Origin of the sequence: Micromonospora yangpuensis, assembly GCF_900091615.1 — a bacterium.
In the GTDB taxonomy this organism is placed as follows: Bacteria; Actinomycetota; Actinomycetes; order Mycobacteriales; family Micromonosporaceae; genus Micromonospora; species Micromonospora yangpuensis.
The window spans coordinates 6,124,889-6,146,187 of the sequence record NZ_FMIA01000002.1 but is presented as its reverse complement, the minus strand read 5'-3'; the positions used below and the strand labels follow the sequence as shown (position 1 = coordinate 6,146,187).

At 72.4% G+C, this 21,299-nt stretch carries 16 protein-coding genes; 10 read left to right on the top strand and 6 right to left on the bottom strand.

The window, feature by feature from the left end; translation table 11 throughout:
* Positions 1 to 102: 102 nt before the first annotated feature.
* On the bottom strand, positions 103 to 4,110 hold the full coding sequence (gene eccCa, locus GA0070617_RS27835) for a type VII secretion protein EccCa (protein WP_091445091.1): 4,008 nt from the start codon (positions 4,108 to 4,110) through the stop codon (positions 103 to 105).
* A gap of 103 nt (positions 4,111 to 4,213) precedes the next feature.
* On the opposite strand from eccCa, the gene eccD reads away from it, so the two are divergent.
* A complete protein-coding gene (gene eccD / locus GA0070617_RS27830; protein WP_091445089.1) occupies positions 4,214 to 5,611 on the top strand; it encodes a type VII secretion integral membrane protein EccD in 1,398 nt (465 codons plus the stop codon).
* Positions 5,612 to 5,657: 46 nt separating this feature from the next.
* Here the strand turns inward: eccD and GA0070617_RS27825 are convergent, their stop codons facing one another.
* Complete coding sequence (locus tag GA0070617_RS27825; protein WP_091445087.1) at positions 5,658 to 6,164, bottom strand: inorganic diphosphatase; 507 nt, start codon at positions 6,162 to 6,164, stop codon at positions 5,658 to 5,660.
* A gap of 149 nt (positions 6,165 to 6,313) precedes the next feature.
* Between GA0070617_RS27825 and dacB the strand changes: the two genes are divergently transcribed.
* From dacB to GA0070617_RS27805, 4 genes are all read left to right on the top strand, one after another.
* Positions 6,314 to 8,137: a D-alanyl-D-alanine carboxypeptidase/D-alanyl-D-alanine endopeptidase gene (dacB, locus tag GA0070617_RS27820; protein WP_091445085.1), complete on the top strand. Its 1,824-nt coding sequence runs from the start codon at positions 6,314 to 6,316 to the stop codon at positions 8,135 to 8,137.
* A 133-nt stretch (positions 8,138 to 8,270) separates the two neighbouring features.
* Positions 8,271 to 9,338, top strand: a complete 1,068-nt coding sequence (locus GA0070617_RS27815; protein ID WP_091445083.1) for a zinc-dependent metalloprotease — start codon at positions 8,271 to 8,273, stop codon at positions 9,336 to 9,338.
* Between the two features lie 10 nt (positions 9,339 to 9,348).
* The gene (gene tilS, locus GA0070617_RS27810; RefSeq protein WP_091445081.1) at positions 9,349 to 10,335 is read left to right on the top strand and encodes a tRNA lysidine(34) synthetase TilS; all 987 of its coding nucleotides are present in this window, start codon (positions 9,349 to 9,351) and stop codon (positions 10,333 to 10,335) included.
* Between the two features lie 363 nt (positions 10,336 to 10,698).
* Positions 10,699 to 11,289, top strand: coding sequence for a hypothetical protein (locus GA0070617_RS27805; RefSeq protein WP_091439060.1), 591 nt, complete (start codon positions 10,699 to 10,701; stop codon positions 11,287 to 11,289).
* Positions 11,290 to 11,373: 84 nt separating this feature from the next.
* Here GA0070617_RS27805 and GA0070617_RS27800 read toward each other — a convergent pair whose 3' ends face one another.
* The gene (locus tag GA0070617_RS27800; protein WP_091445079.1) at positions 11,374 to 12,375 is read right to left on the bottom strand and encodes a GlxA family transcriptional regulator; all 1,002 of its coding nucleotides are present in this window, start codon (positions 12,373 to 12,375) and stop codon (positions 11,374 to 11,376) included.
* Between the two features lie 151 nt (positions 12,376 to 12,526).
* On the opposite strand from GA0070617_RS27800, the gene GA0070617_RS30895 reads away from it, so the two are divergent.
* From GA0070617_RS30895 to folE, 4 genes are all read left to right on the top strand, one after another.
* Positions 12,527 to 12,664 carry a hypothetical protein gene (locus GA0070617_RS30895; RefSeq protein ID WP_175440688.1) on the top strand — a complete coding sequence of 46 codons (138 nt, stop codon included), beginning with the start codon at positions 12,527 to 12,529 and terminating at the stop codon, positions 12,662 to 12,664.
* Positions 12,665 to 12,761: 97 nt separating this feature from the next.
* Positions 12,762 to 13,337 (top strand): hypoxanthine phosphoribosyltransferase, encoded by a 576-nt coding sequence (hpt, locus tag GA0070617_RS27795; RefSeq protein WP_091445077.1) that lies wholly within the window; start codon positions 12,762 to 12,764, stop codon positions 13,335 to 13,337.
* A gap of 324 nt (positions 13,338 to 13,661) precedes the next feature.
* Positions 13,662 to 15,680, top strand: a complete 2,019-nt coding sequence (gene ftsH, locus GA0070617_RS27790) for an ATP-dependent zinc metalloprotease FtsH (protein ID WP_091445075.1) — start codon at positions 13,662 to 13,664, stop codon at positions 15,678 to 15,680.
* A gap of 161 nt (positions 15,681 to 15,841) precedes the next feature.
* On the top strand, positions 15,842 to 16,459 hold the full coding sequence (gene folE / locus GA0070617_RS27785; protein ID WP_091447608.1) for a GTP cyclohydrolase I FolE: 618 nt from the start codon (positions 15,842 to 15,844) through the stop codon (positions 16,457 to 16,459).
* Between the two features lie 41 nt (positions 16,460 to 16,500).
* Here the strand turns inward: folE and GA0070617_RS27780 are convergent, their stop codons facing one another.
* Positions 16,501 to 17,343, bottom strand: coding sequence for a hypothetical protein (locus tag GA0070617_RS27780; protein ID WP_229688654.1), 843 nt, complete (start codon positions 17,341 to 17,343; stop codon positions 16,501 to 16,503).
* 4 nt (positions 17,344 to 17,347) lie between these two features.
* Positions 17,348 to 19,927 carry an FtsK/SpoIIIE domain-containing protein gene (locus tag GA0070617_RS27775; protein WP_091445073.1) on the bottom strand — a complete coding sequence of 860 codons (2,580 nt, stop codon included), beginning with the start codon at positions 19,925 to 19,927 and terminating at the stop codon, positions 17,348 to 17,350.
* 197 nt (positions 19,928 to 20,124) lie between these two features.
* On the opposite strand from GA0070617_RS27775, the gene GA0070617_RS27770 reads away from it, so the two are divergent.
* On the top strand, positions 20,125 to 20,691 hold the full coding sequence (locus tag GA0070617_RS27770) for a hypothetical protein (protein WP_175440686.1): 567 nt from the start codon (positions 20,125 to 20,127) through the stop codon (positions 20,689 to 20,691).
* 4 nt (positions 20,692 to 20,695) lie between these two features.
* On the opposite strand, the gene GA0070617_RS27765 is transcribed toward GA0070617_RS27770, so the two are convergent.
* Positions 20,696 to 21,298 carry a hypothetical protein gene (locus tag GA0070617_RS27765; protein ID WP_091445069.1) on the bottom strand — a complete coding sequence of 201 codons (603 nt, stop codon included), beginning with the start codon at positions 21,296 to 21,298 and terminating at the stop codon, positions 20,696 to 20,698.
* Position 21,299: the final 1 nt, after the last annotated feature.

Genomic DNA, 21,299 nt, shown 5'->3' with positions numbered 1-21,299 from the left:
GCTCCGGTCGGGGCGAACCGCGGACAAGCCCGCCCGGCGGGTCGGCCAGGCCCGCGCCACGGGCCGGTCGGCGGGTCGGCCCGGCCCACGCCGGGGTACCGGTCAGGGTGGGGGCAGGTGCGCCAACTGCACCAGCCGTACGCCCTCCCGGCGGGTGACCAGCCGGCCGCGTCCGGGCGGCAACGGCCCGGGACGCACCGAGCCGACCAACGCCCCCTCGTCCGGGCTGCCGCTCATCACCAGCCCGGCGGTGGAGAGCTCCCGGAGTCGTTGCACGATCGGTTCGAACTGGGCCCGGGCGGCCCCGCCGGAGCGGCGGGCCAACACCAGGTGCAGCCCGACGTCCCGCGCCTGGGGCAGGAACTCCACCAGGGCGCGGAGCGGGTTCGTCGGCCCGCCGGCCACCAGGTCGTAGTCGTCCACCAGCACGAACAACTCCGGCCCGGACCACCAGGACCGCTGGCGCAGCTGCGCCGGGGTGACCTCCGATCCGGGGATGCGGTCCTGCAGGTAGCCGGCGGAGGACTCCATCAGGTCGGTGGTGTGTGGCGCGGCCGTGCCGTACCCGATCAGGTGTGGCAGTTCGTCGATCACCCCGAGCAGGCTGCGCCGGTAGTCCACCAGGATCACCCGGGCCTGTTCCGGGGTGAAGCGCCGGGTGATCGAGGTGGCCAGCGCCCGCAGGAACGAGGACTTGCCGCACTCGGCGTCACCGAAGACCACGAAGTGCGGCTCGGCGGCGAAGTCCAGCAGCACCGGCCGCAGGTCCGCCTCGGCGATCCCGACCGGCACCTGCAGACCGCGCGCGGAGGTCACCGGCAGCTCGGCGTAGGGAAGCACCGGCGGCAGCAGCCGGACCGGTGGCGCGGAGGGTCCCGCCCAGGCGGCGGCAACCGCCTCGACCACCTCGGCGGTCTCCCCACCGGCACCGGCCAGCCGGGGCAGTGCGGTCAGGAAGTGCAGGCTCTCGGCGGTGATGCCCCGCCCCGGCGTACTCTCCGGCACGTTCGCCGCCGCCCGGCGGGCCACCATGGAGTCCGACGGATCGTTGAGCCGCAGCTCGATCCGGGAGGCGAACAGGTCCCGGATGGCGGGCCGGAAGTCGATCCAGCGTACGGCGGTGGCCACCACGTGCACCCCGTACGACAGGCCCCGGGTGGCCAGGTCGGTGATCAGCGGCTCCAGGTCGTCGTACTCGCCGCGCAGCGTGCTCCAGCCGTCGACCACCAGGAACACGTCGCCGAACGGATCGGTCACCGGCTGCCCGGCGGCGGCCGTCGCCGAGCGCCGCCGTCGGTAGGCGGCCATCGACTCGACGCCCAGCTCGGCGAAGATCCGCTCCCGGTCGGTCAGCACGGTGACCAGCTCGCCGACGGTACGCCGGACCGCAGTCGGGTCGGTGCGGCCGGTGACCCCGCCGACGTGCGGCAGGCCGCGCACCGCCGCCAGCCCGCCGCCGCCGAAGTCCAGACAGTAGAGCTGGGCCTCGGCCGGGGTGTGGGTCAACGCCAGCGCGCAGACCAGGGTACGCAGCAGGTTGGACTTGCCGCTCTGCGGCGCACCCACCACCGCCACGTGCCCGGCCGCGCCGTCCAGCGCCAGCCAGAGCAGATCCCGGCGCTGCTCGTACGGCTTGTCGACGATTGCCACCGGCACCTGGAGGGCGCCGTGCAGCTCGGGGTTGCCGAAGGTGAGGCCCCGGGCCGGGTCGGCGCCGGCCGGGCCGAGCAGCTCGTCGAGGGCGGGTGGACTGCCCAGCGGTGGCAGCCACACCTGGTGTGCCGGCGGGCCCTGCCCGGCCAGCCGGTCGACCAGCACGTCGAGCAGACTCTCCGTACCGGCCTCGTCGACGACGCCGGTGGGCACCGGATCGGCCGGCTCGGGCACCGGCACGTGATGGGTGGAGAAGGCGAGCAGGCGGGGGGCCGCGGTCCCACCGGCACCCGCTGTCGGGCTCCGGCGGCGCAGGGTGCCGGAGACGTACGCGGCCTTGAACCGGATCAGTGGCTCGGTGCCGAACCGCAGGTAGCCGTGCCCGGGGGAGCGGGGCAGCTCGTGCGCGTCGGGCACGCCGAGCACCGTGCGGGACTCCAACGCCGAGAAGGTCCGCAACCCGATCCGGTACGACAGGTGGGTGTCCAGGCCCCGTAGCCGGCCCTCCTCCAGGCGCTGGCTGGCCAGGAGCAGGTGCACCCCCAGCGACCGTCCCAGCCGGCCGATCTGCACGAAGAGGTCGATGAAGTCCGGCTTGGCCGACAGCAGCTCGGAGAACTCGTCGCAGACCAGCAGCAGCGACGGCAGCGGGGCCAGCGGGGTGCCGGCGGCCCGGGCCCGTTCGTAGTCCCGCAGGCTGGCGAAGTTCCCGGCCCGACGCAGCAGCTCCTGCCGGCGTACCAACTCGCCGTTGATCGCGTCGACCATCCGGTCGACCAGGGGTAACGCGTCGGCCAGGTTGGTGATCACCGCGGCGGTGTGCGGCAGGCGGTCGAACGAGGCGAAGGTGGCCCCGCCCTTGAAGTCGACAAGCACCACGTTGAGCTGCTCCGAGCTGTGCGTGGCGGCCAACCCGAGCACCAGGGTGCGCAGCAGTTCGGACTTGCCGGAACCGGTCGCCCCGATGAGCAGCCCGTGCGGCCCCATGCCGTCCTGCGCGGACTCCTTCAGGTCGAGCTCGATCGCGCCCCCGTCGGCACCCACCCCGATCGGCACCCGCAGCCGGTCCCGGGCCGGCCGGGGCGCCCAGCCCTGCTCGGTGGTGAAGCTCTCCGGGTCGCCGATGCCGAGCAGTTCGGGCAGGCCCAGCTCGGCGCCGGACGGGGCGTCCGGTCCGCGCACCGCGCCGGCCAGCCGGAGCGGGGCCAGGCGCCGGGCGATCGCCTCGGCGTCGACCGGTTCGAGCCGGTCGGCGGTGCCGACCTCGGCGTGGCCGTCGGCGGAGACCGAGTGCAACCGGCCGCCGCGCAGCTCCAGCAGCAGCGCGAACCGGTCCAGCAGGCGCGGTGGCGGGGTGTCCAGGTCGAGCACGGTGACCGCGTCGATGCCGCCGTCACCGGTCAGGTCGGTGGCCCCGGTCAGGTCGGCTCCGTCGAGCACCACCACCACGTGCGGCCCGTCGGTGACCGGTCCGGTCGGGCTGAACCGGGACCGGGCGGACAGTACGTCGCCGAGCAGCCGTTCCAGCTCGGCGACGGAGCTGGTGACCAGCCGTACCGGACCGAGCGCGTCGAGGCGGTCCGGATGGTGCGCGTGCGGCAGCCACTTGATCCACTCCCAGCCGGCCCGCCGCTCCGGCCCGGCGCAGACCGCGATGAGCAGCTCGTCCGGGGCATGGAAGACGGCGAGCTGGATCAGCATGGCCCGGGTCAGTGCCTGGGCGTCGGTGGTCCCCGCCGCCCGGCGGTCCGGCCCGCCGACGGCCGTCTCGCCCCGCCCGGACGAGCCCCCGGCCGGTGCGTCCCGGACGAAGACCCGGGCGAAGCTGCGTAGCGAGAGCGCCACCGGCAGGTCGGGCACCACCGAGTACGCGTCGAGGAACCGCCGCAGCGCCCCGGCGGTCATCGGCTCCAGCTCCTCAAGCGGGCGGGTGACCGGTGGGATCAGTGGCGTGGCCAGCGTCTGCGGACCCACCGCCACCCGGACCACGGCGAAGTCGGGGTCGGTCGGCCGGCGTTCCCAGACCCGGTGACTGTCCACCGTGGACCAGAGTCGCCCCGGGTCGGGATGCCGGTAGTAGAGCCCGGACCGTTGGGCGCCGGCGGTCTGCCGGACCCGTCGGCGCAGCGTGGCCAGGTGGCGCAGGTACTCGCGGCGGGCGGCCATCATCTCGGACTTCTTCGGCGTGCCCGAGGCGGCACCCCACGAGGTGGCCAGCATGGCCACCGAGGAGAGCCCGAACATGCCGCCGACCACGTACGAGTACGCGCCCCCGCCCCGGCCGAACATCATCGCCATCGCGACCGTGCCACCCAACATCGGCAGCACCATCAACATCTGCTGCCAGCGCCCGCCGGTGACCGCCGGGATCTCCGGAGGCGCCTCGACCGGCAGCTCACCGACCGGGATCTCGGGCGCCGGCCGCCGGGGCGGTCGCTTGATGACGACAGTGGACACTCGATCCTCCCCCACAGCGCTCGGTAACCCGAGCCTGGCTCATCGTAGGTAAAGTCCTGTCGTCCGCGCAGCCGCCGCCCTCGTCCCGTATGGAGATAAGTCGATGTCAATCGGGCTGGCCCGGGTCACGATCAGCGCACCCCGACGCCGGTTGGACGTGGCCCTGCCGGAACAGGCGCCCCTGGCCGAGTTGTTGCCGGAGGTGCTCCGACACGCCGGTGAGGGCCTAGCCGACGAGGGCGAACGACACGGCGGCTGGGTGCTGCGACGGACGGACGGCACGGTGTTGCAGACCGCCCAGGCCCTGCTCCCGCAGGGGGTACGCGACGGTGAGGTGCTCCACCTGGTGCAGGCCCGGGCGCAGTGGCCCGAGCTGGAGTACGACGACGTGGTGGAGGCGATCGCCGACGGGGCGCGGCGGCGCGGCGGCGCCTGGTCGCCCGGTGCCACCCGGACGGCCACCCTGGTCGGGGCGGGGGTTCCGCTGGTGGCCGGGCTGGTCGCCGTCCTGGTGCCAGCGCCGGGACAGCCGGGCCGGTGGCCGGTCGCGCTCGCGGTGGCGGTACTGCTCACCCTCGCCGGTACGGCGGCCTCCCGCGCGTACGGCGACGCCGCGTCCGGGGCGACGCTCGGCGGGTACGCGCTGCCGTACGCCTTCGCCGCCGGTGCCCTGGCGGTCAGCTCCGGCGACCCGGTCGGCCCGGTTCCCCTGCTGCGCTGGCTCGGCGCGCCCGAACTGCTGGCCGGTACGGTGACGTTGTTGCTGGTCGCGGTGCTCGGTCTGGTCGGCGTGGCCGCCCGACTCCGGGTCTTCGTGGCCGGGGCGACCGTCGGCCTGGCCGGCGCCCTCACCGCCCTCGGCGGGCTCTTCCTCGCCCCGGCGTCGACCGCGGCGGTGCTGCTCTGCGTACTGGTCCTCGCCATCGGCGCGTTACCGCTGCTGGCCATCCGGTTCGGCAAGCTGCCGCTGCCGCCGATCACGCTGCCCACCGGCACGGCCGACGGCGAACGGGCCCGGGACCTGCCGGACCGCTCCCGGGTGCACGCGGCGGTGGCCCGTACCGAGGAGATGCTGGCCGGCCTGCTGATCGGGCACGCCGTCCTGGCGGTCGCCGCGGCGTCGGTGTTGGCCACCGCGGGCGGGGGTGCCGGGCTGCTGCTGGTGGCGGTCGGGTCGGCCGTACTGCTGCTGCGCTGCCGGCTCTTCGTGGCGCTGCGTCACCGGGTGCCGACGATCACCGCCGCGCTGGCCGGGGCGGCCGTGCTCGGCGTGGTGCTCGCCCAGCGCGCCGGTGCCACCGGACTGACCGGGCTGGCCGTCGCCGGCCCGGCACTGGCCCTGGTCACCGTGGCGGCGGGCAGCACGTACGCACGCCGGCCGGTGTCGCCGTACCTGGGCCGGATCGCGGACCTGACCGACACGGCGCTGGTGGTCTCGGTGGTGCCGGTGGCCTGTGCGGTGCTGGGCCTCTACGAGCGCGCCCGCGGGTTGCTCGGCTGAGCGGCCCACGGGCGCGGTCGGACGGGCACCGGAGTGCCCCGGGTGGTCAGTGGGTGGCCTCGCCGCGCGCTTCGGCCTCCTGCTGGCGTCGGTAGGACGCCTGGATCTCCGCCTCGGCCTCCACGCGGCCGACCCAGGTGGCGCCCTCCACCGACTTGCCGGGCTCCAGGTCCTTGTACACCTCGAAGAAGTGCTGGATCTCCAGCCGGTCGAACTCGCTGACGTGGTGGATGTCGCGCAGGTGCTCCTGACGCGGGTCCTCGTAGGGCACGCAGAGGACCTTGTCGTCGCCGCCCTTCTCGTCGGTCATCCGGAACATACCGATCGCGCGGCACCGGATCAGACAACCCGGGAACGTCGGCTCGGGGACCAGCACCAGCGCGTCCAGCGGATCGCCGTCCTCGCCCAGGGTGCCCTCGATGAAGCCGTAGTCGGCCGGATACTGGGTCGACGTGAAGAGGGTGCGGTCCAGCCGGATCCGGCCGGTCGCGTGGTCCACCTCGTATTTGTTGCGGTGACCCTTGGGGATCTCAACCGTGACGTCGAAATCCATCTCACGCTCCCTCGTTTGCCCACGCTGGCCAACGGAACCAGTCGCGCCCCCGGTCGGATGAATGCCCACCCGCCGGCTCCGGACGCCACATAGTGTTCGGACCGAAGTAGTGTCACCCAAGCCGATTTTGCACCGGGGAGGAGGGGGCCGTGGGGAGGGAAGATTCACACTACCGCCCGGAGGGGCCGGATGGGCGGCGGACCGGTCGGCCAGGGGCCGGCGGGGTGACCGGCCGGGTCCCGGTCCCGGAGGCGAACGTTCCCCGGGTGGCCCAACCGATGCCCGGACCGGCAGTCGGGGCCTCGACCGGCCCCGCCCCGACCGGGCCCAACGGCGGCACCTCCACCGGTACGGGCCCGACCGGTGGCGCCGGTCGCGACCTTCCCCCGCCGCCGATCTACCGGCCGCCGGGAGCACCCCCCGCAGGCTCGGCGGGCAGCGCCGACCGACCGCCCGGCACCGGCTCCGGGTACGCCGACGCACCCGGGGCGACCGCCGCGCCGCCCGATGCCGGCCCGCCGGGTCCGGCGCCCCGCCGGCGGGGCCGTCGGTTGCTCGTCCTGGCGGGGGTGCTGCTGCTCGTGCTGGCCGGTGCCGGAGTGGTGGTGACCCGCCCCGGCCCGGTCGCCGGCTGGCTGGGCGACGAGGTCGCCGCCCCCACGCCGGGTGCCACCACCGAGCCGCCACCGGCCGCGGTGCTCACCGGCCTCGACCCGAACGCCGCCGAACCCACCCCGGACGGGGTACGCGCCGCGTTGGCCCCGCTGGTCGGCGCGCCCGCCCTGGGTAGCCGGGTCAACGTGTCGGTGACCGACGTACGGACCGGGCAGACGCTGTACGGCCAGGGCGCCGACGACGGCACCGTGCCGGCCTCGGTGGCCAAGCTGGTGACCGCGGTGACCGTGCTCGCCGCCCGTGGCCCGGCGTACCGGATCCCCACCCGGGCCGTGGCCGGGCCGAACGAGGGTGAGGTGGTGATCGTCGGTGGCGGCGACCCGACCCTGGCCGTCGACGACGACGGCTTCTACCCCGGTGCCGCCCGGCTGGACGAGCTGGCCGAGCAGGTCAGGCAGGCGTTGGGCGGGGTCGCCGCGACGAAGGTGATCGTCGACTCCAGCCTCTACTCGGGCCCCAAGTACGAGCCGGGCTGGGACGACGACATTCCCACCGGCGGCTACGGCGGCGCGGTCACCGCCCTGATGACCGACGGCGCCCGCAAGGACCCGGTACGCGCCCGCAAGGACCTGGCCGCCGGCAACGGTGGTGCCGAACGGGTACCCGAACCCGACCTGGCCGCCGGCCGCGCCTTCGCCCGGTTGCTCGGGGTACCGGGCGACGCAGTGCAGCGGGGTAGCTCCCCTGCTCCGGGCGGGACCGACGCCGGCACCCCCGGACCCGGTGCCGAGCTGGGCACGGTCGAGTCACCGCCGGTGATCCGGCTGGTGGATTTCATGATCAGCGACAGTGACAACCTGGTCGCCGAGGCGCTGGCCCGTCAGGTCGCGCTGGCCCGCAGTCAGCCCGCCTCGTTCGTCGGCGCGGGGGCCGCGATGGACGAGGTGGTGGGCGAGTTGGGGCTGCCCGCCGACGAGCTCGCCCTGGCCGACGCCAGCGGGCTGTCCCGGAGCAACCGGATCAGCCCGTCGCTGCTCACCGATCTGATCGCGCTGGCCGGTAACGGCAGCCGCCCGGAGTTGGCCGCCATCTTCGCCGGCCTGCCGGTCGGCGGCTGGTCCGGCACCCTGCTCAGCCGGTACGACTCGGCGGTGACGAACACCGGCGCCGGGGTGGTCCGGGCCAAGACCGGCACGCTGACCGGGGTGCACGCGATCGCCGGGCTGGTGACCACCGCCGACGGCCGGCTGCTCAGCTTCGCGGTCCTCACCGACCGGGCGCCGGCGGACACGATCGAACAGACCCGGCTGGCGCTGGACCGGATAGCGGCGGCCCTGGCCGGCTGCGGCTGCCGCTGACGGTCACGGTGGAGCCGGCTGCGGCTGCCGCTGATCCGATGGCGGTGGAGCCGGCTGCGGCTGCCGCTGAGCCGGTCGTCGTCGCTTCGGCAGCTCCGGGTCGGTGGTGTGCGGCCCGGGTACGGTGGGGTGCATGGCGCAGTTCGTGGACTGGGATCTGGCCGCTGCGACGGCGGGGGCGTTGAGCAAGTCCGGCCCCCGGGTGTCGTACGCCGAGGCCACCGACGTGGTCGCGGACCTGCGGCGGCTGACCGACGAGGCGGCGGAGCACGTCGCCGACTACACCGGGTTGCGTTCGCAGGTGACGCACCCACCGGTACGGGTGGTGGACCGCCGGGACTGGGCGGCGACGAACATCGCCGGGCTGCGTGAGGTGATCACCCCGCTGGTGAGCCGCCTCTCCGGGGACAAGGCACCCGGGGCGCTGACCGAGGCGATCGGTTCCCGGCTGACCGGGGTGCAGGCCGGCACGGTGCTGGCCTATCTCTCCGGCCGGGTGCTCGGGCAGTACGAGGTCTTCTCCGCCGACCCGGGCCAGCTCCTGCTGGTGGCGCCGAACATCGTCGAGGTGGAGCGCAAACTCCAGGCCGACCCGCGTGACTTCCGGCTCTGGGTCTGCCTGCACGAGGTGACCCACCGCACCCAGTTCACCGCCGTGCCGTGGATGCGGGCGTACTTCCTCGGCGAGGTGCAGGCCTTCGTCGACGCGTCCCAGGACAGCGAGCACCTGATGGAGCGGCTGCGCCGGGGGGTCTCCACCCTCGCCGACGCGATCCGCGACCCGGAGAGCCGCACCAGCGTGCTGGACATCGTGCAGACCCCGGCCCAGCGGGCCGTACTCGACCGGCTGACCGCCCTGATGACCCTGCTGGAGGGGCACGCCGAGTTCGTGATGGACGGGGTCGGTCCGGCGGTCATCCCGAGCGTCGAGCAGATCCGGTCGTCGTTCAACCGGCGCCGTGAGGCGGGCAACCCGCTGGAGAAGGCCCTCCGCCGGTTGCTCGGCGTGGAGGTCAAGATGCGTCAGTACGCCGAGGGGCGCAAGTTCGTGCACGGCGTCGTCGAGCGGGTCGGGATGGCCGGTTTCAACAAGATCTTCAGCTCGCCGCTCACCCTGCCCCGGCTGGAGGAGCTGGGCGATCCGGACGCCTGGGTCAACCGGGTGTACGGGCCGGCCGGCCCGCTTCCCGCGGCCGGCTGACCAGACCGTCGTGGCCACGCTCGCCCCGCCGGTGGCCGCGATCCGGGTGGCGGTCCGGCAGGCCCTGTCCGGGTTGCCCGGCGACGGCCCGGTGCTGGTCGCCTGCTCCGGGGGCGCGGACTCACTCGCCCTGGCCGCGGCCACCGCCTTCGTGGCACCTCGACTGGGCCGTACCGCCGGGTTGGTGACGGTCGACCACGGCCTGCAGGCGGGCTCCGCCGAGCGGGCCGACGCGGTCGCCGACTGGGCCGGCCGGTACGGCTTCACCCCGGTCGAGGCGGTACGGGTCGAGGTGACCGGCCCCGGTGGCCCCGAGGCGGCCGCCCGGCAGGCCCGCTACCGGGCGCTGGTCGAGGTGGCCCGGCGACACACGGCGGCCGCGCTGCTCACCGGACACACCCGGGACGACCAGGCCGAGACGGTACTACTGGCGCTGGCCCGAGGGGCCGGCCCGCGCGGGCTCGCCGCGATGCCGGTCCGCCGGGACCTCGACGGGGTGCCGCTGCTACGACCCTTGCTCGACGTGAGCCGCGAGCAGACCCAGGCCGCCTGCGCGGTCCTCGGGCTGCGTCCCTGGGCGGACCCGCACAACACCGACCCGTCGTACGCAAGGGCCCGGGTACGCGCCGACGTGCTGCCGGCGCTGGTCCGGGCGCTCGGCCCGGCGGTGGTGGACAGCCTGGCCCGGACGGCCCGGCAGCTCGCCGCCGACACCCTCGTGCTCGACGAACTGGCCGCCACGGCACTTGCGGACATCCGGGACGCCGGGGACGGACTGTCGGTTACCGCCCTGACGGCTCTCGCCCCGGCGGTGCGCAGCCGGGTCCTGCACGCCTGGGCCCGGGAACTCGGAGCCCCCGCCGCCGCTCTGTCGCACCGGCATGTCGCCGCGCTCGACGCGTTGGTGACCGCCTGGCGGGGCCAGGGGGCGGTCCATCTGCCGGGTGGTCTGCGGGTGGTCCGACGTGACGGGCGGCTCGTCGTCGAAGACCGGTGATTCCGGGTCGTCGGTCGGCGACCTCGACGTCCGGTTTTCCGGGGAGTCTTCGGGTGATTCAGGGCCGAATGTCGGGTTCGTGGGGCCGGAATGGGTGCGGGCCGGGGGTCGTTACACCCTGCGTACGACCGAGTAGCTCGGCGGTTCGGCCTGCGGGCCGGGCCGGGTGGGCCCGCCGGGGAATGACGGTGGGTGGTCGGTCGTTACATCTGGACCCGGCGCGGTGAGCAGGGGTTCTTCTCTGCTCCCGGTCGGCGGGATCTTTCCCCTTTTCTTGTTGGTGGGCGCCTCGTGGTGCTCGCATCCGCACCGGTGTTTTTCCCCTTGTGGTGTGGGTGTCGACCCCCAGGTTGGAGCTTTCTCATGACGACGATCATTCGTAGGAGTGTGTTGGGTATCGCGGGTCTGGCGGTTGCCGGTGGTCTGGCGGCGGGTCCGCTGAATCATCAGGATGCCACCCCGGTGACGTCGGGTCTGGCTCCGGTGGCTGCGGTGCAGGAGTCGAAGCCGGACACGGCGGCTCTGCTGCCGCATGGCGAGCCGTCGGGTCAGTCGCGTATCGAGTTGAACGACGAGCAGGTGACCAACACGAAGGAGATCATCGCGGCGACGAAGAAGGCCGGGATGGACGAGCGGGCCGCGGTGGTGGCGATCGCCACCAGTTTGCAGGAGTCGAAGTTGGAGAACCTGGGTCATCTGGGTGACCGTAACGACCACGACTCGCAGGGCCTGTTCCAGCAGCGTCCGTCCAGTGGTTGGGGGACGGTGGAGCAGATCACCGATCCGCAGTATGCGACCACGGCGTTCCTGAAGGGCCTGAAGCAGGTCGATGGCTGGGAGGACATGTCGCTGACCAGGGCCGCGCAGACGGTGCAGGTGTCGGCGTTCCCGGACCACTACGCGCAGTGGGAGAAGCAGGCCGCTGACCTGGTCGCCGAGCACTGGAACAGCTGACCCCCGCGATACAGGCTCAAGGCCGACTGGCCGGTACCCCCCACCCGGGGGGTACCGGCCAGCGGCGTCTCCATGGTCGGCTGTTCAGCTCGCCGACAGGGTGTCGAGACCGGGCGGTGCGGCGAGCGGTGGCTGGCCACGGTCGCGGAAGGTGCTGCGGTAACTGTGCGGGGTGGCACCCACCCGCCGGACGAAGTGGTGACGCAGCGCCGCCGCGTCGCCGAAACCCGCCCGGCCGGCCACCTGCTCCACGCTCAGCCGGGTCTCCTCCAGCAGTCGGCGGGCCAACAGCACCCGCTGGTTGGTCAGCCAGTCGTGCGCGGTGGTGCCGGTCTCGGCCCGGAACCGACGGGCGAAGGTACGCGGGGACATGCCGGCGCGCTCGGCCATCGCGTCGACCGTGATCGGCCGGTCCAGGTGGCCCATCAGCCATTCCAGTACCGGCTCCAGGGTCGCAGCGTCGGGCGTGGCGGGGATCGGCGCCTCGACGTACTGTGCCTGCCCGCCGTCGCGGTGCGGTGGGACGACCATCCGACGGGCCAGTCGGGTGGCCGTCGCGGAGCCGTACTCCTGGCGTACCAGGTGCAGGCAGGCGTCGATGCCGGCGGCGGTGCCGGCGCTGGTGAGCACCGGGCCGTCGGCGACGTACAGGGAGTTGCACTGGACCTTGGCCCGGGGGTGCAGCCGCTGCAACTCGTCGACGTGCCGCCAGTGGGTGGTGCACACCCGGTCGTCGAGCAGGCCGGCCTGGCCGAGGATGAAGGCGCCGGAGCAGACGCTCAGCACGTACGCGCCCCGGTCGACGGCCCGGCGCAGGGCGTCGAGCACGGCGGTCGGAACGTGAGTGTCGACGAGGTGGGCCGGGACGGCCACCAGGTCGGCGTGCGCCACCGGGCCGAGGTCGGCGTGCGGTGACAGCCCGAAGCCGGACCTGGTCCGCACCGGCCCGCCGTCGACGGTGCAGACGGTGAAGTCGTGGGCGGGAAGACCGTCCTCCGTCCGGTCGGTGCCGAAGACCTCGGCGAGCACGCCGAGTTCGAAGGCGGCGACGTCCTCCAGGGCGATGACCGCTACCGAGTTGAGCATGTGACGAGGGTAACCGCTCGGCTGGCAGAAAATCGATGATCAGTGGCATCACTGCCACTTTCGGTGTCACCGGGACCGGCGCAGACTGTCGTCAGACCGGTGCGCACCGGCGGCGAATCCAGGAACCAGTCACGCGAAAGTGAGCGCCGCCATGGAGATCCTCTTCGTTCTGTTCCTCTTCCTCACGCTCGCCAGCGCCTCCGCCCTGGGGTGGACCGTGGACAGCCGCGACTCGGCGGACTGGCACCCGTCTGACGACGGCCGCCGATGGCATCCGGATGCCTGCTGAGTGAAATGTCCGTCATGCTCTTTGTGTTCCGGCGGGGTCGCGCCGAAAGGAGTGGCCCCGCCGACGAGGGGCCGCCGGCATACGGCAGGCTAGGAGCATGGCTGACGGCTCCTGGTACGACGCCGACATCGACCACGTGATCATTTCCGAGGCGCAGATCCGCGAGAAGACCGCCGAGCTGGCCAAGCAGGTCTCGGCGGACTACGCCGGGGTCACCGACGGGCTGCTGCTCGTCTGCGTGCTCAAGGGCGCGGTGATGTTCATGGCCGACTTCGCCCGGGCACTGGGCCGGCAGGGTCCCCCGGCGGAGCTGGACTTCATGGCCATCTCCTCGTACGGCCAGGGCACCACCTCCTCCGGGGTGGTACGCATCCTCAAGGACCTGGACCGGGACATCGCCGGCCGGCACGTGGTGGTCGTCGAGGACATCGTCGACTCCGGGCTGACCCTGAACTGGCTGCTGCGCTACCTGGAGTCCCGCTCGGCGGCGAGCGTCGAGGTGGTGGCCCTGTTCCGCAAGCCGGACGCGGTCAAGGTGCCGGTCCCGGTGAAGTACGTCGGCTTCGACATCCCCACCGAGTTCGTCGTCGGTTACGGGCTCGACTTCGGTGAGCGCTACCGCGAGCTGCCCTACGTCGGGGTGCTGAAGCCCGAGGTCTACGCCCGTAGCTGAACCGCCGGCGCGGTCGACGGCCGTCTCGGAGACGTACAGCGCGCTCTCAGCAGGGCCGGCTAGCGTGGTCACCGGTGGCGGGAAACGGTGATCGTGAGGCTCGACTCGCGTTCGGCCGCGCTCGCCCACCGGTGCGAGCAGCCCCGAAACGCTCGCATCTCGTGCACACGGTGTACCGTCGAATGACCGCGGCACGGCGGTTTCGTGCCCCGGGAGTCGAGGTCGGCCCATAAGGCGGCCCCGGCTGCCGCCCACGCGGCGACACCATCAGACGGTCAGGACGTCGATCAGGAGGATGCGGGCGCCTCGGCGCTCGACGACAGCATGGAACGTACGCGTTTCTTCCGCCGACCGGTGGTCTGGATCATCCTGGTCATCCTCGGCGCCGTTGTGCTCAGTCAGCTGTTCACCGCTGGTCCCAGCTACCACCGGGTGGACACCACCGTTGCGCTGGATCAGCTCAACACGTCCAAGATCAATAAGGTCGTCTTCCAGGACAAGGAACAGACGATCCGGCTCGACCTGGCCGAAGAGGCCGAGTTCGGCGACACCACCACCGACCTGATCGAGGCCCAGTTCCCGTACGAGGCCGGCGAGCAGGTCTGGAACCAGGTCCTCGACGCCAAGGCCAACAACCGGGTGACCGGTCCGGCCGACGTCGAGGTGTCGTCCGACAGCATCTGGGTCAGCCTGCTGGTAAACCTGCTGCCGATCGCACTGCTCGTGCTGCTGCTGCTGTTCTTCATGTCGCAGATGCAGGGCGGCGGCTCCCGGGTGCTCAACTTCGGCAAGTCCAAGGCCAAGATGATCACCAAGGACACGCCGAAGACGACCTTCGCGGACGTCGCGGGTGCCGAGGAGGCCGTCGAGGAGCTGCACGAGATCAAGGACTTCCTGCAGAACCCGGCCAAGTACCAGGCGCTCGGCGCGAAGATCCCGAAGGGTGTTCTGCTCTTCGGCCCGCCCGGTACCGGCAAGACGCTGCTCGCCCGGGCGGTCGCCGGTGAGGCCGGGGTGCCGTTCTACTCGATCTCCGGCTCCGACTTCGTGGAGATGTTCGTCGGTGTCGGCGCCTCCCGGGTCCGTGACCTGTTCGAGCAGGCCAAGACGAACGCCCCGGCGATCGTCTTCGTCGACGAGATCGACGCCGTCGGACGGCACCGTGGCGCCGGCATGGGTGGCGGCCACGACGAGCGGGAGCAGACCCTCAACCAGCTGCTCGTCGAGATGGACGGCTTCGACGTCAAGGGCGGGGTCATCCTGATCGCCGCCACCAACCGGCCGGACATCCTCGACCCCGCGTTGCTGCGCCCGGGGCGCTTCGACCGGCAGATCCCGGTCGACGCCCCCGACATGGAGGGCCGCAAGGCCATCCTGCGGGTGCACGCCAAGGGCAAGCCGTTCACCCCCGACGTCGACCTCGACGCGGTGGCCCGCCGGACGCCCGGCTTCAGCGGCGCCGACCTGGCCAACGTGATCAACGAGGCGGCGCTGCTCACCGCCCGTAAGGACGAGCGCGCGGTCACCAACGAGTCCCTCGAGGAGTCGATCGACCGGGTGATCGCCGGGCCGCAGCGCCGGACCCGGGTGATGGGCGACCAGGAGAAGAAGATCACCGCGTACCACGAGGGTGGGCACGCGCTGGTCGCCTGGGCGCTGCCACACGCCGCGCCGGTGCACAAGGTGACGATCCTGTCCCGTGGTCGTTCGCTGGGCCACACCCTGGTGCTGCCCACCGAGGACAAGTACACCCAGACCCGGGCCGAGATGATCGACACCCTGGCGTACGCGCTGGGTGGCCGGGCCGCCGAGGAGTTGGTCTTCCACGAGCCGACCACCGGTGCGGGCAACGACATCGAGAAGGCCACCCAGCTGGCCCGCGCGATGATCACGCAGTACGGCATGAGCTCGAAGCTCGGCGCGATCAAGTACGGCACCAGCGGAGACGAGCCGTTCCTGGGCCGCAACATGGGCCACGAGCGGGACTACTCCGACGTGGTGGCCGCCGAGATCGACGGCGAGATGCGGGCGCTGATCGAGCTGGCCCACGACGAGGCCTGGGAGATCCTGGTCGAGTACCGGGACGTGCTGGACAACATGGTCCTGGAGCTGATGGAGAAGGAGACCCTCTCCACCGCCGACATGGCCCGGATCTGCGAACGGGTGGTGAAGCGCCCGCCGATGGCCCCGTACAACGGCTTCGGCAAGCGCCAGCCCTCCACCGAGCCGCCCGTGCTCACCCCGGCCGAGAAGGACAAGCTGAAGGCCCAGGCACACGCCGACGGCGTACAGGCCACGGTCGGTGGCACCAACTCCCAGAGCAACTCGGACGGCCCGCACTGAGCACCGACGACACGGCGGCCAGCCCCGACACCCCGGGGCTGGCCGCCTCCGCCGTACCCCCGTCGGTCACCGGCCCCACCACCGCGCCGACGGCTGGTCCCGGAAGCTCGTGGGCCGGTGGCTCCGCCACCGAGCCCGACGGCGACGACGCGTTGGACTACATCGCCGCCCGTCTGGTCAACGGCAGGCTGACCGGCCGTCCGGTCGAGGAGGCCATCGACCTCGCCCGCATCGAGAAGGCGGTACGCGAGATCCTCGTCGCGGTCGGCGAGGACCCGGACCGCGACGGCCTCGTGCAGACCCCGGCCCGGGTCGCCCGCGCGTACGCCGAACTCTTCGCCGGCCTGCGGGTCGACCCGGCCCAGGTGCTCACCACCACCTTCGAGGCCAACCACGAGGAGTTGGTGCTCGTCCGGGACATCGACGTGATGAGCCTCTGTGAACACCACCTGCTCCCGTTCCGGGGCAGCGCGCACATCGGCTACATCCCGGGCCCGGACGGCCGGATCACCGGCCTGTCCAAGCTGGCCCGGCTGGTGGAGGTCTACGCCCGCCGTCCCCAGGTGCAGGAACGCCTCACCTCCCAGATCGCCGACCTGCTGATGGAACGACTCGCACCGCGCGGGGTGGTCGTCGTCCTGCAGTGCGAGCACATGTGCATGGCGATGCGCGGCATCCAGAAGAGCGGGGCGCAGACCATCACCTCGGCCGTCCGGGGAGTGCTGCAGCGCGACGCCAAGTCCCGCGCCGAGGCGATGGCCCTGATCATCCCCCGCTGAACCGGGGCTGATCACCGATCGCCGCTCCCCACCGGCGTGGGTCAGCCGGCCAACGTCGCCAGGACCAGCCCGGCCGTGGTCACCACGGCCGGGACCAGGCAGACCAGGGCACCGAAGCGGGGCGTACGGTCCAGTCGCCCCTCCGGCCCGGGGACCACCAGCCGGCGGAGAGCGAACCAGCCGGCGACGAAGGCCACCGCCGGCATGGGCAGCCCGACGACCAACGCCACCACGGTCACCACGCCCGGACCCGCGACCAGGTACAGCAGCACCTGGAGCAGCGGTACGACCAGCGACAGCGGCCCGTACACCAGGACGTTGCGCCACCGGGTCGACCAGAATGCGCCCCGGGCGGCCAACACGCCGTCGGCATCGGCGAGCCAACCCCCGGCGGTACGCAACGCCGCCAGGACCGCCGAGGGGCCCTCCGCCATCGACCGGGTCGACGCCGCCAGCTCCGGCGGTGACGGCGACAGCGACATCGCCGGTACCCCTCGTTCCCGCAGGGTGCGGTGCTGCGCCGTCAACCGGGCGCTGACCCCGGTCAGCTCCTCCCGGGCGGCCTGCACCGACCGGGCCTGCTCCCCGGCGGCGGTCGCCGCGGTCCGGCGTACCCCGTCCAACTGCCGGGCGGCGGCGAGATAGGCGGTCCAGGCGGCGGCCACCGGATCGCCACCGCCGGGCCGCCCGTCGGTGTGCCGGTCCTCACCGGGTCGTTCCTCTTCGGGCCGCTCCGGACGGGCCCGTTCCTCGCCGGCGGGCGAGTGGCTGGCGGGCTGCTCTGCGTCGGGCTGCTCGGCCCCGGTAGCTCGCTCGTCATCGGGGTACCGCCCGTGGCCGGGATGCTCACGCCCCGCCACCGGCACCATCCGGAGACCACTCATCGGCTCACGCCACCTTCTCCTCGTCCTCGGCGGCGAACGGCACCAGCAGGGTGCCCTGCCGGTCCGGGCCGTCCCACAGCATCGCCCGACCCGGGCGGGGCCGCCACTGGACCGGCCGGCCCAACACCCCTGTCAACTGCGCACCCGGCATGTCCACCGCCACCACGGCGGCGAGCTCGCCCAGCTCCGCTTCCGGCCCGAGCAGCGCGGCGAACGACGGCACCGAACGCCACCAACCGAGCAGATGCGTACCGGCCGGTGGCCCCTCCCGCAACAGCGATCGCAGCCACTGCCCGGGCAGCTCGGTCGCCGACGGCACGTCCAACCCGAAGGCCACCAGGACCGTCGGCCCCCCGCCCGGCCACGCCGACACCAGACCGGCCAGGTCGACGATCTCGACGGTGTGCTGCCCGGTCAGGCCACCCGCGAGACCGGCGGCGGCGGCCCTGGCCTCCTCCGTCAGGGCCGCGATGACGAACCGGGCGGTGCCCGGCGGATGATGTGCGGCGGTGGCACGCGCCGCCGTGACCAGGAGCTGCGCCGCCGCCAGGCCGGGGCCCAGGACGGCGAGATTGCGCCCGGCGGCCGGACCCAGCGGCACCGCCACCGTCGAACGGGCGACGTCCACCGCCCGACCCAGCAGTGCTGCCGGTTCGGCGGCCCGACCCAGCAGGGCAGCCCGGTACCGCGGATCGTTACGCAACGAGGGACGCGCGTCACCGGCGAAGACCACCGGGGGAGCCGAACCCTCCGGCCGAGCCGCCCACAGTCGACGACGCAACTCCGTCACCGTCTCCACCGCGTCGAACGGGTCCGGGAAGCGGACCATCCGTTCGTGACCCCGGGTAGCACCCCGTGGGCCACCCAACCCGCCGGCGGTGTTGACCACCGCACTGCCCACCGGCAAGCCCGCCGCGGCGTCGTTGCTCGGCTCCAGGACCGCACCCCCGCCCGGCAACGCCACCCGTACCGGAAACTGCCCCAGCATCGAGTCACGCGATCCGGAGCCGGTGCCCAGCCCCAGATCCCCCTCGCCGGCCAGCAGCAGATGGACCCCGTACGCCCGGCCGGTCCGGGCCAACGTGTCCAGCCGGGCCAGGACGGTGGTGCCGAGGCGGTCCGGTGCCGGCCCGGCACCCGGCTCACCGAAGAGCAACGGCAGGTTGTCGAGCACGCAGACGATCCGGGGTAGCGCGGTGTGCTCGCGTAGCTCGGCGAACCGTTGCCCACCCGCCCGCTGACCGGCCTCCTCCCGGCGACGCACCTCGGCTTCGAGCTGGTCGAAAAGCTCCAGCACGTACTCCCGGTCGGCCGCGAGCGCGGCAGATCGGACCTGGGGTATCCAGGAACGGTCGCGTTCGGTCTGCAGGAACTCCACGAACGACTCGCCGGGCCCGAGATCGACCAGGTGACAGGCCAACTCCTCGGGGCCGTACCGGGCCGTCAGGCCGAGCAGCACGTTGGTGACGAAGGCCGACCGGCCAGCCTTCGAACGGCCGCTGACCAGCCAGTGCGGGGTCAGCTCGGTGAAGCCCACCGGTACCGGTCGACCACCGGCGTCACCCACCGTGGTGCTGAGCCCCGCCGCCGAGGACACCGACCACAGTGGCGTCTCAGGCTCCGGCAGCAGGCCGGCCAGCGCCAGTCGAGTGCCCGCCTCGACCTGCTCGGCGAGTCGCCGGCAGACCGTCGTCACCAGCTCCACCGGCGGATCCTCGGCCACGAAGACCGGGGTGTTCAGGCCGCCGGACGAACCACCGCCCAGCCCGCCGAAGGAGGTACCCGGCGGGTCACCGATCAACGCGTACCCGTTGCGCAGCGTCACGGTCGTTGCCTGCGGCAACGACGACCTCGCCGTGCTCGGCCAACCGGCCACCACCAGATGCAGTCCGGACGTCCGGCCGGACTCGGCCAACGCCACCAACCGGGCCAGGTCGTCCGGCCCGGTCAGCTCCGGCAGCTTCGCCACCATCACCAGCAGCGTACGGTCGCGACGGCGGTGTCGACCGGCGTCCGGAGCCACCCACTGCTCCGCCTCGGTGAGCACCGCACGCAGGCCGGCCAGGTCCCGCGCGGCCGGCGGCAACAGTCCGGCGTCGGCCAACGCACCGAACGGGGCGAAGACCTCACCCGGCCCGGTCCCGTCCACCGCCCGTACCAGCAGACAACCGGCCGGTGTCGCGGCCAGCAACCGCAGCAGTACGGACCGGAGCAGCCCGGCGACCCGGGGCTCCCGTGCGTCGGTGTCCACGACCAGGTGAGCGGTGCCGAGCAGCGGCACCACAGCGGGAAACCGTGCATCGTCCAGCGGCGCCCCGGTGCCGATCCGTACGAAGGCCGGCGGTCCCTCCCCCGGCGGGGTCTCGGCGGCCAGCGACTCCAGCGACGATCCCGCCCAGCCGGGGGCGAGGACCTCCGCCGCCGAACGGAGCTGGTCCGCAAGTTCGTACTGGCGACGTTGGTCGGCCGGCGCCGGCCGGATCTCGTCCAGCACCTCGGCCGCGGCTGTCACGATGGCAGCCGCTCGCCGGTGCAGGGCGGCGGCGCGACCGGTACGTGCCTTCGGAACGGCCACCGCGTCCACCCCTCTTCCCGAGGCTGGCAAACTCCCTCCCCGAGCAGAGACGGTATCCCAGGCCGAGCCGCTGCTCCGGGACGTGCCACGGCGATGCGCCGGTCTTGTCGCGGATCGGGCCGATCCTCACCGAGCCGATCCGGTCCCTCACGATCCGCTGCATCTGGGGCATTGGGTACGGCGCGTCCAACCGATAGCCTCAGGGGGTGGAATCAGTGCAGCCCCCCGCCGGTTCCCAGGTGTCTCGCGTACCGGCGCAGCGGACCCCGCCCGACGACTTCACGCCGCCACTGGCGACGCCCGCTCCGCAGCGTCCACAGCGGGGCCGCGCCCTGCTCGCGTTGCTGATCGGAGTACTGGCCCTGCTGGCTTCCGGTGGCGCGGCCGCCGGCTATCTCCTGTACGACCAGGCCACCGCCCCGGACCGCAGTGCTCCAGACGTCGTCGTGGTCAACTATCTGCAGGCGTTCCTTGTAGACAGGGATGACGCCAAGGCTGAGTTGTTTACGTGCACTGATGCGGGTATCGACTTGAATCAGCTTTCCGTATTGCGGGATGACTTAGAGTTGCGTGAGCGGCGGTTTGATACCAGCATTTCGGTCAGGTGGGAGAACGTGCGGGTCGTTGGGCAGCATTCGAGCGCTGAAGTAAATATAGATATCCTTCTGTCTGCTTTCGTGAATGGTTTGGTTCAGAGTGAGCGTCAAGAGTGGCGATTCTTAACTAACCTGAAAAATGAGTGGCAGGTCTGTGGCGCTGGGCGCGTCTCCTGAGGTGCTACTCAAGCCAAAGTAGATGTACGGGTACTTCGAGGGTGGTGGGCGGCTGGCCACGCCAAGCCCAGCGGTACCACTCCATCTCCGGCGTAACCCGCACGCAGATGTCACCGTCGGTGCCTGAATAACTCTCGGTCACCGCACGCAGATCACGATGTTCGGTGGCCCCTTCGACGTGGACGACCCGGCGTCCGGTCACCGAATCCGCTTCGAAGACCGGGACCGGTGCGCGGTGAGCAGGCGAATCAAGAGAGACGAGATGCACGGAGGACTCGCTCTGGTGGGTGCTTACCGAGGGACGACTGTCGAGCGTCTCGACCCAGACCCGCTCGACCGGCACCAGTGGAGCGAACACCTCGATCTGCTCGTCCTCGGCCCGATACCATTCGTGCTCCGGGATCACCGGCACGTAGGTGCGACTGGACTGCACGACCTGCTCGTCGGCGCGTAGGTCATTCCGCCAGCCCAATCCGGGTAGGCCTATCGAGACCCGTTTGCCACGAAGGTCACGCCGACCGGTGGCCGGCACGATCTGGATCGGCCTCGGCGGTTGTGGTGCCCAGTCCGGGTGGTCGGCGAACGGGTCCGGCAAAGGCCCGGTCATC

Excerpts from the sequence above, each read along its gene's own strand:
- hpt (WP_091445077.1), top strand. The coding sequence starts at position 12,762 with ATGGCTGACGGCTCCTGGTACGACGCCGACATCGACCACGTGATCATT.
- GA0070617_RS27780 (WP_229688654.1), bottom strand. The coding sequence starts at position 17,343 with ATGAGTGGTCTCCGGATGGTGCCGGTGGCGGGGCGTGAGCATCCCGGC.
- eccD (WP_091445089.1), top strand. The coding sequence starts at position 4,214 with ATGTCAATCGGGCTGGCCCGGGTCACGATCAGCGCACCCCGACGCCGG.
- GA0070617_RS27805 (WP_091439060.1), top strand. The coding sequence starts at position 10,699 with ATGACGACGATCATTCGTAGGAGTGTGTTGGGTATCGCGGGTCTGGCG.
- GA0070617_RS30895 (WP_175440688.1), top strand. The coding sequence starts at position 12,527 with ATGGAGATCCTCTTCGTTCTGTTCCTCTTCCTCACGCTCGCCAGCGCC.
- GA0070617_RS27815 (WP_091445083.1), top strand. The coding sequence starts at position 8,271 with ATGGCGCAGTTCGTGGACTGGGATCTGGCCGCTGCGACGGCGGGGGCG.
- GA0070617_RS27800 (WP_091445079.1), bottom strand. The coding sequence starts at position 12,375 with ATGCTCAACTCGGTAGCGGTCATCGCCCTGGAGGACGTCGCCGCCTTC.
- GA0070617_RS27825 (WP_091445087.1), bottom strand. The coding sequence starts at position 6,164 with ATGGATTTCGACGTCACGGTTGAGATCCCCAAGGGTCACCGCAACAAA.
- GA0070617_RS27765 (WP_091445069.1), bottom strand. The coding sequence starts at position 21,298 with ATGACCGGGCCTTTGCCGGACCCGTTCGCCGACCACCCGGACTGGGCA.
- ftsH (WP_091445075.1), top strand. The coding sequence starts at position 13,662 with ATGGAACGTACGCGTTTCTTCCGCCGACCGGTGGTCTGGATCATCCTG.